13 protein-coding genes are annotated in these 14,324 nt (G+C 32.5%); 12 read left to right on the plus strand and 1 reads right to left on the minus strand.

Annotation, left to right across the window (positions count from 1 at the left end; all coding sequences use genetic code 11):
- Positions 1 to 113: 113 nt before the first annotated feature.
- Positions 114 to 1,094, minus strand: coding sequence for a phosphoribosylaminoimidazolesuccinocarboxamide synthase (locus tag QZ659_RS18705; protein ID WP_291728271.1), 981 nt, complete (start codon positions 1,092 to 1,094; stop codon positions 114 to 116).
- A 290-nt stretch (positions 1,095 to 1,384) separates the two neighbouring features.
- On the opposite strand from QZ659_RS18705, the gene QZ659_RS18710 reads away from it, so the two are divergent.
- From QZ659_RS18710 to QZ659_RS18765, 12 genes are all read left to right on the plus strand, one after another.
- Positions 1,385 to 1,993, plus strand: coding sequence for a bifunctional nuclease family protein (locus tag QZ659_RS18710; protein WP_291728274.1), 609 nt, complete (start codon positions 1,385 to 1,387; stop codon positions 1,991 to 1,993).
- A 240-nt stretch (positions 1,994 to 2,233) separates the two neighbouring features.
- Positions 2,234 to 4,984: a CHAT domain-containing protein gene (locus tag QZ659_RS18715; protein WP_291728276.1), complete on the plus strand. Its 2,751-nt coding sequence runs from the start codon at positions 2,234 to 2,236 to the stop codon at positions 4,982 to 4,984.
- 91 nt (positions 4,985 to 5,075) lie between these two features.
- A complete protein-coding gene (locus QZ659_RS18720) occupies positions 5,076 to 6,002 on the plus strand; it encodes an alpha/beta hydrolase (RefSeq protein WP_291728278.1) in 927 nt (308 codons plus the stop codon).
- Positions 6,003 to 6,066: 64 nt separating this feature from the next.
- Positions 6,067 to 7,356, plus strand: coding sequence for an ABC transporter ATP-binding protein (locus QZ659_RS18725; RefSeq protein WP_291728280.1), 1,290 nt, complete (start codon positions 6,067 to 6,069; stop codon positions 7,354 to 7,356).
- A 26-nt stretch (positions 7,357 to 7,382) separates the two neighbouring features.
- Positions 7,383 to 8,231: a class I SAM-dependent methyltransferase gene (locus QZ659_RS18730; RefSeq protein WP_291728282.1), complete on the plus strand. Its 849-nt coding sequence runs from the start codon at positions 7,383 to 7,385 to the stop codon at positions 8,229 to 8,231.
- Between the two features lie 5 nt (positions 8,232 to 8,236).
- Positions 8,237 to 9,016, plus strand: a complete 780-nt coding sequence (locus QZ659_RS18735; protein WP_291728284.1) for an FkbM family methyltransferase — start codon at positions 8,237 to 8,239, stop codon at positions 9,014 to 9,016.
- Between the two features lie 6 nt (positions 9,017 to 9,022).
- Positions 9,023 to 9,979 (plus strand): glycosyltransferase, encoded by a 957-nt coding sequence (locus tag QZ659_RS18740; protein WP_291728286.1) that lies wholly within the window; start codon positions 9,023 to 9,025, stop codon positions 9,977 to 9,979.
- A 12-nt stretch (positions 9,980 to 9,991) separates the two neighbouring features.
- Entirely contained in the window at positions 9,992 to 10,636 is a 645-nt protein-coding gene (locus QZ659_RS18745; RefSeq protein WP_291728288.1) for a cyclase family protein, read from the plus strand.
- Positions 10,633 to 11,298 carry a cytidylyltransferase domain-containing protein gene (locus QZ659_RS18750; RefSeq protein ID WP_291728290.1) on the plus strand — a complete coding sequence of 222 codons (666 nt, stop codon included), beginning with the start codon at positions 10,633 to 10,635 and terminating at the stop codon, positions 11,296 to 11,298. Before QZ659_RS18745 ends, QZ659_RS18750 begins: the two co-directional genes overlap by 4 nt.
- A 9-nt stretch (positions 11,299 to 11,307) precedes the next feature.
- Positions 11,308 to 12,249 (plus strand): NAD(P)-dependent oxidoreductase, encoded by a 942-nt coding sequence (locus QZ659_RS18755; RefSeq protein ID WP_291728292.1) that lies wholly within the window; start codon positions 11,308 to 11,310, stop codon positions 12,247 to 12,249.
- Positions 12,246 to 12,992, plus strand: a complete 747-nt coding sequence (locus QZ659_RS18760; protein ID WP_291728295.1) for an SDR family NAD(P)-dependent oxidoreductase — start codon at positions 12,246 to 12,248, stop codon at positions 12,990 to 12,992. Before QZ659_RS18755 ends, QZ659_RS18760 begins: the two co-directional genes overlap by 4 nt.
- A gap of 400 nt (positions 12,993 to 13,392) precedes the next feature.
- On the plus strand, positions 13,393 to 14,280 hold the full coding sequence (locus QZ659_RS18765) for a 6-hydroxymethylpterin diphosphokinase MptE-like protein (RefSeq protein ID WP_291728296.1): 888 nt from the start codon (positions 13,393 to 13,395) through the stop codon (positions 14,278 to 14,280).
- The last annotated feature ends 44 nt before the right edge of the window (positions 14,281 to 14,324 follow it).

Genomic DNA, 14,324 nt, shown 5'->3' on the forward strand with positions numbered 1-14,324 from the left:
AATTACGAATTACGAATTACGAATTACGAATTACGAATTACGAATTACGAATTTTTTCATTAAAAGACAGTAAACTTTATACTAAGAGTTACCCAAATAGAGTTTTGCACTGATTACTGATTACTGATTACTGATTTTATAGATTCAGCTATTTTTTCTTCATTCATCAAGATAGGATTTTTTTCTAATTCTTTTCCTGTTAGTAAAAAATAAAGGTGACAATAACGCTGTGAAATTCGCTCAATCACTTCTTTTGTCATTTTTGGAATTTCCTGTCCTTCCTTACCTTGAAATCCGTTTTCCATCAGCCACTCTCTTACAAACTCTTTAGAAAGTTGGTTTTGACGTTCTCCTTTTTCTTGCTTTTCTTGATACTCTTTAGCATAAAAATAACGAGAAGAGTCTGGCGTATGAATTTCATCTATCAGAATAACTTGCTCATTTCCAGCTTCATCTTGATAAACTCCAAACTCATATTTTGTATCTACCAAAATAAGTCCACGCTCGGCAGCAAGTGCAGTTCCTCGTCTAAAAAGCAAGTGTGTATATTCTACCATTTGTTTCCACTGCTCTTCTGTAACCAAACCTTGTTTCAAAATTTCTTTTTCTGAAATATCTTCATCGTGCGCTCCGTTTTCTGCTTTGGTAGAAGGCGTAATAATTGGGGTTGGGAATTTATCATTTTCTTTCATTCCTTCTGGTAACTCTACGCCACACAAAACTCGTTTTCCTTCTTTGTATGTTCGCCAAGCGTGTCCAGCCAAATAGCCACGAATGACCATTTCAACAGGAAGTGTTTTGGCTTTTTTACCTATGCTTACCTGTGGGTGTGGACTTTCTTCAAACCAGTTAGGAACAATATCTTTGGCATTTTTTAAAAAATAAGCTGCCAGTTGATTTAAAACTTGCCCTTTGTAGGGAATGGGTTTGGGCAAAACTACATCGAAAGCCGAAATACGGTCAGAGGCAACCATCGCTACAAAATTGGGAAAAGAATATACATCTCTTACTTTTCCTTGATAAAAATCTGTTTGCCCTTCAAATTTCAATAGTTGTTTTTTTTTAGAATCCTTTACTGTTGATTTAGAAGCCATATAATATATTTGAATTTATTAAATCTTATTTTCCAACAAAAATACACCAAACTTTATAAAGACTTTCAAGTTTATCAATAAGTTTATAAGAAATATACTAAATTTTAGCAGATAATTTTATATTCAGACGATAATTAATAATTTAGAGATACAAAACAATATAGGCTTTCAAAACATTTTTTTGTAGTTTTACAACTTGTTTTTGAAAAAAATGCAAGAACATACTCACGATACAGAAAGCCAACTTTTACATAAGATAATTTTTTATATCACTTCTATACCTCAAACTTGTGGACAAAATTCGCTTACAAATACTAGGACTATCATCTAGCCAATCTCAATCTGATTCTTTTGCCTTAATTTTAGAAGAAGAAGAAGGCAATCGCCGTCTGCCTATCATAATAGGTAGATTTGAAGCGCAAGCGATAGCTATTGAAATAGAAAAAGTTACTTCAACACGTCCTATGACACACGACTTATTCAAGTCTTTGGCTACACAGTTTCAATTTAAACTCAATGAAATCATTATTTCTGACCTTCGTGAAGGTATTTTTTATGCAGAAATGATTTATATAGATGAGCGTGAAGGAAAAAAAGTAATTGTAGATGCACGCCCTTCTGATGCTATTGCGATTGGTTTGCGTTTCGATGCTCCTATTTATACAACAGAAGCTATTATGCGTGAAGCAGGTATCACTACAACAAATACTTCTGATGAAAATGCTCCATTACAACAAGAAGAGGGAGCTAAAGAACCCAAAAAGAAAAAAGCTAAAAAGAAAGTTTCATTAGAAACGATGTCTGTAACAGAACTAGAAGCTGAAATGGAAAAGGCAGTCGCAGATGAAGATTATGAAAAAGCTGCCAAAATCAGAGATGAAATGAATAAAAGAAACTAAGAGAGTGAAAAACTCGTACGTAATTCTGTGAGCAATCTAGCCAAAAAATGAGCTTAGATTGCTTTTTTATTTTCTATACTTATTTTCTATTTTAGACGAACGAACTATAAATAACTGGACTTACACAGATTAGTGTCCTGTGAGCCACAGGACACGGTTTCAAGTTTTATAAGCCCTGCTCTGTGACACACAGAGTAGCATATTGCGTAAGTCCAGTAAATAAATAATCTATACCAAGATATGAAAACCACAACTTACCTCATCATTTTACTTTTTTTATTTGGAGGTTATAAAAAAGTATTTTCTCAAAGTAACTCATCTTTGAATGGCGAAAGTATTAATCGTTTAGAAAGTAAGTTAGAAGAATATCAAAAGAAAAAAAAATGGTCAGAATATCTCAATATTCATGCTGAAGTAGTGCGTTTTTACACTCAAAATGGAAATATTGAAAGAGCAAGAAAGTTATTATCAAAAATAGAGGAAATACCAGCTACAACCTATCAACAAAACCCTGTTTTGTTGGTAAAAGCCATGCACACAAAAGGAGAGTTTGCTCTCTATGAGGGAGATGTTAGCAAAGCATTAGAAGAGTTTGAAAAGGCATACAACACATCTAAAAATATAAAAAATATTCCCCCACAGCTACACTTAGAACTACATAAAAGTATGAGTATTGCTCTTTGGCAGTCTGGCAACCTAACTAACGCACGTTCGTTTGCTGAACAATCGGTGTTGATTGCACAAAACAAAATAGGAGAAGATACAGAAGAAGTCGCAGATGCTTACAATAATTTTGGTCTGATTCTTACAGAGCAGTTGCCAGAAAATGCAAAGATGTATTATCAGATGAGTCAAAATATTTATGAAAAACTTCAAACGCAAGATAAAGAAAACTCAAAGCTAAATAGCAAGCTCGCCTATACACAAATCAACTTAGGTATTATTTTGAGAAGACAAAAAAACTATATTTTGGCAGAAAGTTTTTTCAAAAAGGCTCTAAACTCTTTCGAAACCTCTCACAATGAATTAGCTAAAGCATTTGTGTTGAATAACTTAGGGCAAAACTCTTTTCTTCAAAATTACTTTGAGCAAGCCGAAGATTATGAAAAACAAGCCTTAAAAATTTATCAAGATAACTATGGTAAAAAACACCCAGATATTGCAACAGTCTATAATCAACTAGGAACAATCTATGAAGCAAAGCAAAAATTTTCAAAAGCATTAGATTTTTATCAGAAGGCAATGCAAGCCAATTCTATGAAATTTGAGGCTAAAAAAATAGAAGCAAATCCACTACCTACCGACTACATCAATGCTGATATTTTGTTACTCTCTCTATCTTTAAAAGCTCGTACATTGGAAAGAAAATACAATGAAAAAACACTTTTATTGAATGATTTGAAAGATGGAATTGAGGCTTTATTGGTAGCAGATGCACTTATTTCTACTATTCGTAATCAGAGAACCAACAAACAAGACAAAATTGCATTAGGAAATCGTGCCACAGAAATTTATGAAACAGGATTAAGAATGGCATATACGATTAGTGAATTTCCATTTCAAAAAAAGTATAAAGAGCAGGCATTTTATTTTGCAGAAAGAAACAAGGCTTCTGTGCTGTTAGCTGCTATTGCTGATACGAAAGCCAAACATTTTGCAGGTATTCCAGATTCACTTTTGGAAAAAGAAAAAGATATTCAAACTCAAATTGCTTATTTCGACAGACAGATTCAGAGTTATCCCATTACAGATGAAAATACACAAGATTCAATTTTACTTTATTTGCGTTCAGAACTCATCAATCATCAAAACCAAGCAAAAGAGCTTACACATCTTTTAGAAAAACAATATCCAAATTATTTTGCGTTAAAATATAACACCCAAATCGCAGATGTAACGAAAATACAAGCAAAACTAGACGAAAAAACAGCTCTTTTACTCTACTCTCAAACGCAAAGCGATACTGAAAACTCACAAATTTATACTTTCTTGATTGCGAAAGATAAGCTAGAAATAAATACCACAACAACCAAAAGTCTAGAAAATGATATGGTCTATTTAAGAAATAGCATTGAATATCAAAGTTATGATGATTTTGTGGAAGCGAGTTCATTGCTAAGTGAGCAACTTCTGTTTTTTGATATTCCTTCCAGTATTGATAAAATAGTGATTGTTCCAGATGGAAATATGGGCAAAATTCCTTTTGAAGCTCTCTTTACAGAAAAAATCAATGAAAAAAGCGAATTTTTGGAAAAAGAAAACTATTCAAAACTACCTTTTCTGATAAAAAAACAAAAAATTAGTTACAGCTATTCAGCAACATTATTTGTAGAAGAAAATCAGACGAAAGAAATTAAAGAGTCTTCTGTATTTCTTTTTGCACCCATTAACTTTCAAGACAGTTCGCTTCCCAATCTGCAAGGAACGGCACAAGAAGTAAAACAAATAAATTCCATTTTTGAAGCGAAGCAATTATCAAGCTCTCTTTACATGTACAAAGAGGCTGATAAAGCAATATTATTTTCAGACCAATTAAAAAATTATCGTTTTATCCACTTGGCAACACACGGAAAGGTTAATGAAGAGAATCCAGATTTATCTCAAATTTTTTTAAGTAATGCAGATGGAAGTACAGGAAGTTTGTATGCTTCTGATATTTATTCGCTTCAAGTAAATGCAGAAATGGTTATGATGTCGGCTTGCGAAACAGGCTTAGGAAAAACTTCAAAAGGAGAGGGAATTGTCGGACTGACAAGAGCTTGGTTTTATGCAGGTGCTGATAATCTAACGGTTTCTTTATGGCAGGTAAGCGATGAGGCGACAAATAAATTAGCTACTAATTTTTATGAAAACAATTTAGAAAATATAAATCTCAAATCTCAAAAAGTAGATTATTCTACATCTCTTCAAAAAGCAAAACTATCACTTTTAAAAAGCGAAGATTTTTCTGCTCCCTACTACTGGGCAGCTTTTATTTTGATAGGAAAGTAAAGTAATGAATAATTGAAAATTGGTAATTCGAAATTTATCTTGTACTTAATCTTAAAAATCATTTACTAATCAATCATACAGAAAAATAGTAATGAGTAAAAAAACAATTTTTTGGACGCTTTTAGGAGGTTTTGTAGCTGCGAATGTGATGGTGTACAAGCACGCTTATCATTTTACGCACGTTACAGAAGGCAAACGTTCACTTTCTCCAGAGAGTTTATCCTTTTCTCAAAAGCTCAAAATTCTTTTGGGAGGAATATCTTTACCTAAATCTCAAAACATAACTTCTAGTGTTACTACTTCTGAAAGAAAAACGCTTTATATTCCAACAAGGAATAATAAATACAAATTAGAGTGTTGGTATGATGAAGTAGAAAATGCAAAAGGGATAGTTTTGCTATTTCACGGCTATGGAGGATGTAAATCTTCTTATGAATTAGAAGCAGATTATTTCAGAGAAATCGGTTATTCTACGCTCTTAGTAGATTTTATAGGACATGGAGGTTCGGAAGGAAAAGCCATTTCTTTAGGGTATCACGAAGCAGACGATGTGAAAGCAGTTTTCGATTTTTTTAAGAATAAAGAAAATAATATAATTTTATACGGTGCTTCAATGGGTGCAGCTTCTATTCTTAGGGCTGTGGCTGTTTATAATTTAAAGGCTAACAAACTCATTTTAGAATGTCCTTTTGCTACAATGAAACAGACAGTAAAAGGGCGTTTTGAAGTGATGGGTGTTCCTTCTGTTGGTTTTGCAGAATGGCTCATGTTTTGGGGAGGTTTGCAGCATGGTTTTTGGGCTTTTGGACACAATCCTAAAGAGTATGCTAAAAAAGTACAAATACCCACTTTACTAATGGGAGGAAAATACGATGCCAGAGTAAAAAACTGGGAGATAAATACAATTTATCAGAACTTAGGAGGAAAAAAGGAACGAATTTGGATAGAAGCTGGACACGAGTCCTATATTATGGCAGAGCCAAATCGTTGGAAAACTGGGATTTTAAACTTTTTATAAATTAGTCCATTAAAAAAACTATATTTGTGCTTTACTTTATTTTTTCATAACTATCCCATTTTTAATGAGCAACATTGTTATTAAGGCTACTGATATAAGCAAACAATATCGTTTGGGAGTTGTGGGAAGTGGTAGCCTCAAAGATGATTTAGCTCGTTTTTGGGCGCAAATCAGAGGAAAGGAAGACCCTACCTTGAAAGTTGGACAAACCAACGACCGTACTCAAAAAGCTGAGTCAGATTATGTTTGGGCATTGAAAGATATTAATTTCGAAGTAAGGCAAGGTGAAATACTAGGTATTATTGGAAAAAATGGTGCAGGAAAATCTACACTCTTAAAAATTCTTTCAAAAATCACTGCTCCTACTACTGGAAGTATTAAGGTAAAAGGACGTATAGCTAGTCTTTTAGAAGTAGGGACAGGTTTTCACCAAGAACTTACAGGAAGAGAAAATATTTACTTAAATGGAGCTATTTTGGGAATGCAACGCCATGAAGTAACTCGCAAACTAGATGAAATCGTAGCCTTTGCAGGAATAGAAAAATATGTGGATACGCCAGTAAAACGATACTCTTCTGGAATGACAGTACGTTTAGGTTTTGCTGTGGCAGCTCACTTAGAGCCTGAAATTTTGGTGGTAGATGAAGTTTTGGCAGTTGGAGATGCAGAGTTTCAGAAGAAGGCTATTGGTAAGATGCAGGATGTTTCTTCTCAAGAGGGTAGAACAATTCTTTTTGTGAGTCACCAAATGGATATGGTAAGAAGTTTATGTAAAGGTGGTATTTTGTTGAGAAATGGTTCAATATCTAAATATGGTAAAATAGAAGACATAGTAGATATTTATTTGTCTAGTGCTGTTGAGAAAAATCAATTAGAATTTGAGATTGAAAAGAATACTGAACTAGATATACAAGTTACGAGTGGACGTATATTTGCAAAGAATAAAACTATGCAAGACAACCAGTCTTTTGACATATTTGATACTTTAATATTAGAATTAGAATATAGTGTCAGAAAAAATATAAAAGGAGCTTTGATAAATTTTGATATAAAAAAAGGAAATCAAACAATATTTCTTTCGTTTGATACAGATACTCAACCAAACTTGTTAGATGAGCGAAAAAAAGGTAACTACAAAGTGCAAATAAAATTGCCTTCACCATTATTGAAATCAGGTATGTATAGTATTTCTATAAAAACAGGTATTACAAATGTAACTACATTTCAAGAATTGGGAGATATATTGGCTTTTGAAGTACAAGAGTTATCATTATCTACATCTTTAGCCAGCTTTGCTGAGAAAAGAGCAGGTATTGTAGCCACACAACTAGACTGGCAAAAAATAACGAATTAACAACTTAAAGTCTTTAATTAATTAATATGGTAAATTTTGTAAAGATACCAATGTATGAGTTTAATGTTGATGGCAGTATAAAGCCTAATCCTATTTTTCATAGGAGTTGGGATAAACTGCATAGTAGATGTATTGAGTATCCTTTCGCTGCGAGTAAAGTGGAAAAAACTGATAAGATTCTTGACATTGGTACTGCTAAAGCAGATAAAGCATGGTGTGATTGGTTAGATAACCTACCTTCAGAAGTACATGCTACTGATTATGATGATAATGAATATTCATTCAAGAATGTTATTTTTCATCAAGCAGATGTAAGACAATTACCTTATGAGAATGATACATTCGATAAAATATTAGCTGTTTCAGTCATAGAACATATTGGACTTGATGATGCTCAAGTAAATATAGCTAATAAACCTAAAGTCGAAAAACAAGGAGATATAGAAGCTGTTAGAGAATTGATAAGAGTACTAAAACCCAACGGGATTTTGGTTATGACATTCCCCTTATCGAAGCAAGAGTTTATATTTGCTGATTCTGCAAGGGTTTATTCAATGGAAAGAGTAGAACTGTTTAATAGTCTGATAGAGCCTTTATCCCTTGAATATTATGAGTACCAACATGCATCAGTAAAAAAATTGTACGTCGAATATGAGAAGAAGCCTTTGACACCAAAAAAAACAAGCATTTTTTCCAGAGGGAATAAACAAGCAGTAACTGAAAAAGAAGAAGCTGCCGAGCTACCTAATTTTAAACCTGAAATACCTGGAATGGTAACATGGCGAAAACTTCCATATCAAAAAGAGTTTATTAATTCTGAACAGCACTGTCATATAGATGGAGTTCTTTGTGGTGTATGGCAAAAAAAAATATAATCATTATGAGGAAAATTTTTGATAAAATTTTTAATAAAAAACAAGATCCTATTGCTGAAAAGTATCAAACTATATCAGTAGATACGGATAAGGTCAGAGATACTAAGTTCAACGTCTATAATAATATAGAACGTGTAAGAACTGAACAGTTTGGTAATGAACGAGAAGCTCTTGACTTTTTTATAAATACCATAGAAGACGGCGATATTGTTCTTGATGTAGGTGCAAGTGTAGGTTTGTTTTCTGTTGTGTCTGCAAAGTACCCAAATACTCAAATAGTCTATTCTTTTGAGCCAGATGCAGAAACCTATAATCGCTTGAATGAAAATATTCAACTCAATGAACTATCTAATGTAAAGAGCTTTCAAAAAGCATTGAGTGATAAAAAAGGTGTTACTAAACTTTATACTGACGGAACTAATGGTTTTGCTCCTACCTTAGTGTTTCAAAAAAATAGAGAAGGAGCTCCTTCACAAGTAATTGAAATTCAAACAGAGGCTTTGGATAATTTTATTCAAGATAGTGTGATAGAAGTGCCAGACAATATTAAAGTAGATATTGAAGGTGCAGAGATATTGTTTCTCAAGGGAGCAAGAAAAACACTGGCTGGGAGTTTTGGAAAAAAACCACGTAGTATATTTTTAGAAATACACCCAGAATTTTTGCCTGATTTTGATTCATCTGATGATGAGGTCAGAAGTATTTTATTAGAAAATGGCTATGAATTAATTTGGGAGTCTGGAAGAGAAACTCAAATACATACTCATTGGATTGCTAAAGACTAAAAAACTATGCCCCCAAAAATCTCTATTATTATTCGCTCTTTTAACGAAGAAAAGCATATTGCTCGTTTGCTTACTGGTATTCAGCAACAAGATATGACTTCTGAGGAAGTAGAAGTGATTTTAGTAGATTCAGGTTCAACAGATGCTACAGTAAATATTGCTACACACTACGACATAAAAATTATTAGTATAAAACCAGAAGATTTCTCTTTTGGCTATGCTTTAAATGTAGGTTGCGAGCAAGCAAAGGGAGAAATATTATTATTTGCAAGTGCACATGTTTATCCTACATATAAGGATTGGTTAGCCCAAATGCTAAAGCCTTTTGAAGATGATAAAGTTGCATTAGTATATGGTAAGCAGCGAGGAAATGAGATTACAAAGTATTCTGAACACCAACTTTTTAAAAAATGGTTTCCAGAAAGTTCAGACTTCAATCAAATTCATCCTTTTTGTAATAATGCTAATGCAGCCATTCGTAGAGAATTATGGAAAGAGCAACCCTACGATGAGGCTCTTACAGGATTAGAGGACTTAGACTGGGCAAAAAAAATACTCAATAAGGGATATAAACTTGTGTACAATGCAGAAGCAGAAATTATCCACGTACATGAAGAAACTCCTAAACGTGTTCTTAATCGCTATCGTAGGGAAGCTATTGCGCTAAAATATATAATGCCTGAAGCAAAGTTTAGTTTCTTTGATTTTATCCAACTCTCTATATCTAACATATTTAGTGATTGGTTACATTCGTCAAAAGAAAAAGTTTTTTTTAAAAACTTTTGGGATATTTGTATCTTTCGTTTTATGCAGTTTTGGGGAACTTATAAAGGATATCGTCAAAAAAAACCCATTGATACAATCTTAAAGAAAAGATTTTATTATCCTAATGCAATTACAATGAAAACTATGGAATTTCAAAACACTAAAAAGTTAATTGATTATTCTGAGAGTTCTCAATAATATTTATTTAGATTGAAAAAAGAAACAAATATAGATGTAACTCTTGATTTATCTTATGAGTTACCCCTTTGGACTGGAAGTAAGGGGATGCAATTGGAGTTTTTACAAAAAATATCTGATACTCAATTTGCAAACGTATCCCAACTTAATATAGAGCTTCATACAGGTACTCATGTAGATGCTCCCTCACACTTTATTAAAGATGGTAAAAATGTAGAAGCATTAGATTTGGATATTCTCATAGGAGAAGCCTGGGTGGCATATCTACCAAATATAAAGAAAATTACTGCACAAGATTTAGAAAACGCAGGCATTCCTAAAGGAACTACGAGACTATTACTAAAGACTACAAACTCTGAGTTATGGAAGAAAGAACCCTATCCTAAGTTCCAAACAGATTTTGTTGCTCTAACGAAAGAAGCTGCAAAATGGGTAGTAAGTCGTAATATTAGACTGGTTGGAATAGACTATCTTTCTATACAACTTTATGATGATGGACCTGAAACGCATCAAATTTTACTTTCGCAAGAAATAGTTATCATAGAAACTTTAAATTTGAATCAGGTAGAACAAGGAAAATATGAGTTAATATGTTTACCCTTAAAAATTAAGGGAGCAGAAGCATCACCAGCAAGAGTAATCCTCAAACCTATATGAAAAAAATAGTTGCCATAGTACCTATGCGTCATCATAGTGAACGTGTGCCACAAAAAAATTATAGAACTTTTGTGGATAAGCCTTTGTATCACCATATCATCACAACATTATTAAATTGTGAGTTGATTAGTCAAGTAGTAATTGATACTGATAGCGAGTTTATTTTAGAAGATGCACAAAAATACTTTCCAAATGTACTTTTGTTAAATCGTCCAGCACATTTACGTAAAGGAGAGATTCCGATGAATGATGTCTTGATAAATACAATCAATCAAGTAGAAGCAGATTTTTATTTACAAACACATAGTACAAACCCTGTGTTATCTACTAAATCAATACAGCAGGCTATAAAATTGTTTTTAGATAACTATCCGATGTACGATTCTTTGTTTTCTGTAACACAGTTGCAGACTCGTTTGTATAATCAATTAGGTTTAGCAATTAATCATAACCCAGCTATTTTACTACGAACTCAAGATTTACCTCCTATTTTTGAAGAAAACTCTTGTTTGTATATCTTTACAAAAAAAATATTAGAAGAAAATCACAATCGAATAGGTAAGCGTCCTTATCTTTTTTCTCTTCCTAAACACGAAGCAGTGGATATAGATGAGGAAATAGATTTTAAAATAGCCGAATTTTTATTTAAAGAATACAACTAACATCACTACATGAAATATAATGTATTAGTCTCTGCTCCTTATTTATTAAATGATATTGAGAAGTTTAGAGCTGAATTAGAAGGGAAAAATATTGCTTTTGATATTTACCCTGTAAAAGAGCGTTTAGAAGAAGAAGACTTACTCAAAGTTATTCATAAATACGATGCTATCATTTGTGGAGATGACCGTTTTACCCCCAAAGTTATTGATAAAGCAGAGAAGTTAAAAGTAATAGTAAAATGGGGAACGGGTATAGATTCTATTGATAAAAAATATGCAGAAAGTAAGGGGGTACAGGTCAGAAATACACTAAATGCTTTTACCGAACCTGTTTCTGATTCAGTGTTGGCTATGTTGCTCGTATTTGCTCGCAAGGTAATAGAATCAGATAGAATTATGAAGAATGGTGGTTGGCGCAAGGCTTTTGGAATTACTTTGAGTGAGGTATCTATTGGTATTATAGGACTAGGAAACATTGGCAGAGCAGTAGCACGAAAATTACAACCTTTTAACACCAAAATATATGCTAATGATACAGCAGAAATACCTACAGAAGTCTTAGAAAACTATAAGATAGAAATGACCTCACTTGATGACTTAGTTCAGAAAAGTGACTTTGTTGTGGTTTGTTGTGATTTGAACTCAACTAGTTTACACATAATAAACAAAGAAAAATTAGGATTAATGAAATCTAATGCCATCGTAATTAATATGGCAAGAGGACCTTTAATAAACGAAAAGGATTTAATTGAAGCATTAGAAAACAAACAAATCGCAGGTGCTGGGTTAGATGTTTTTGAAGAAGAACCTCTATTCATTGACTCACCATTAAGAAAAATGAATAATGTGCTTTTATCTTCTCATAATGTAAATGCAAGTCCTTATTATTGGAATAAAGTACATAGAAATTCATTAAATATGTTGTATCAAAGTTTAGGTATTCAAGAATGAAAAAGGTTTTAGTTACAGGAGCTTCTGGTGGTATAGGGAAAGCTATTTGCCTGTATTTTATAGAAAAAGGATGGCAGGTTTTTGGTACAGATATAGTTTCTAGTGAGTTAGAACACAATAATTTCAAATTTTATCTAGCAGATATAAGTACTACTCAAAATATCAAAGAACTGGTTTCTAAAATAGAGCAAGAAACTAAATCTTTAGATGCTTTGGTAAATAATGCAGCTATCCAGATTTCAAAACCTTTTTCAGAAATTACAGAACAAGATTGGGATGAAACAATGAATCTCAATTTGAAAAGTGTATTTTTCCTTACTCAAAAAATGGTGTCTTTATTAAGACAAAGCCAAGGTAGTGTCGTAAATATTGCTTCTGTTCATGCTATTGCGACTTCTAAAAACATTAGTGCTTATGCCATTTCTAAAAGTGCAATAGTGGGTTTGACTAAATCACTTGCTATAGAATTGGCAGAGGACAATATTAGAGTAAATTCAGTATTGCCAGCGGCCATAGATACACCAATGTTACGCTCTGGATTGAGGCGAGGACACTTATTTTCTGAAGATGATGAGGGGTTATTAAAAGAGTTGGGACAAAAGCACGTATTAGGTAGAGTAGGTAGCACAGAAGAAGTCGCAAAAGCAGCATATTTTCTAGCTGATAATACACAGAGTAGTTTTGTAACTGGTACTTCATTTGTGCTAGATGGTGGAGCAACTATTAAATTAAGTACAGAATAATAACAATAGTACTAGAAGCTGATGAGATATTTTCTTTTATTTCAATAAGAGTGAACCAAATATGTATTTGGATAGCTCAAAATACAAAAAAAAAGTAAATTATTTTGTTCATTTATGGGGAAAGCTGCCTTATTCCTATTTGCGAGCTACTAGTTTTTTAAGATTTTTGGAAATCTTATAATTGTTTACCGAAGCAAACACATTCAAAAGTAGATAAAGGTATAGGGCTGACCTACCATGTGGAAAGATTAAACAATACTGTCAGACAACGATTTAGCAGATTTGTCAGAAGAACATTATCTTTTTCTAAAAAAGAATATATGCTAAATTTACTTTTCAAGTTATGGACATACCAATATAACCTAAAAATAATCAGTTAAAAATTAACACTACCATAATAATGAGACTAAAGAAAGAGTTACAAATCTTAAGGTATTCTATAGGACAATATTTGGAAAACCGTAAAAACCAAAGATTTTTACGATTAATTGAGGCTTATTATCAAGCAAAAAAAGATGATAATAAAAGTTTTATCAAAAACTTTGATAGTACTTACAATGAATTTATTGATAAAGCATTTTTAGCTTCAATGGTATCCCCTAATATGGAAAAGTTTAAAGATATACACAAAGGTAAAAGTTGCTTTATCATAGGAAATGGACCTTCTTTGAATAAAATGGATTTAAGCCAGTTAGAGGGATATTATAAATTTGGGATGAATAAAATTTACTATATATTTGATAGAGTAGATTTAAAGTTAGATTACTACGTAGCCGTAAATCCTCTTGTTATAGAACAAAGTAAACATGAAATAGAAAATGTCATTAAATGTCCACGTTTCTTATCTAGTGGACCTGGGCGAGAATTTATTACACAAAAAGAGCATATATATCAAATAAATACTCAAATAGATTGGTTATTCAATTATAACATAACGAAGGGGTTTAATGATGGAGGAACTGTTACCTTTGTAGCTATGCAACTTGCTTTTTACATGGGATTTCAGAATGTATTTTTAATTGGGGTGGATCATAATTTCCAACAGAAAGGGAAACCTAATGAAGAGCAAAAAATGGAAAAAGAAGATCCAAATCATTTTGACCCACGCTATTTTCAAGGACAACAATGGCATTTAGCAGACTTAGAATCATCTGAGTTATCCTATAATATGGCAAGAATTGCTTATGAAAAAGCAGGTCGCAAGATTTATGATGCTACCATAGGTGGTAAATTAACTATTTTCCCTAAGATAGATTTTGAAGATGCGTTAAAATTAATTAATAGATAGATTAAAATGTGTAGAAACTCAGATAGATGAAAAAGGTAAAGTTG

Origin of the sequence: Bernardetia sp. (assembly GCF_020630935.1) — a bacterium.
In the GTDB taxonomy this organism is placed as follows: Bacteria; Bacteroidota; Bacteroidia; order Cytophagales; family Bernardetiaceae; genus Bernardetia.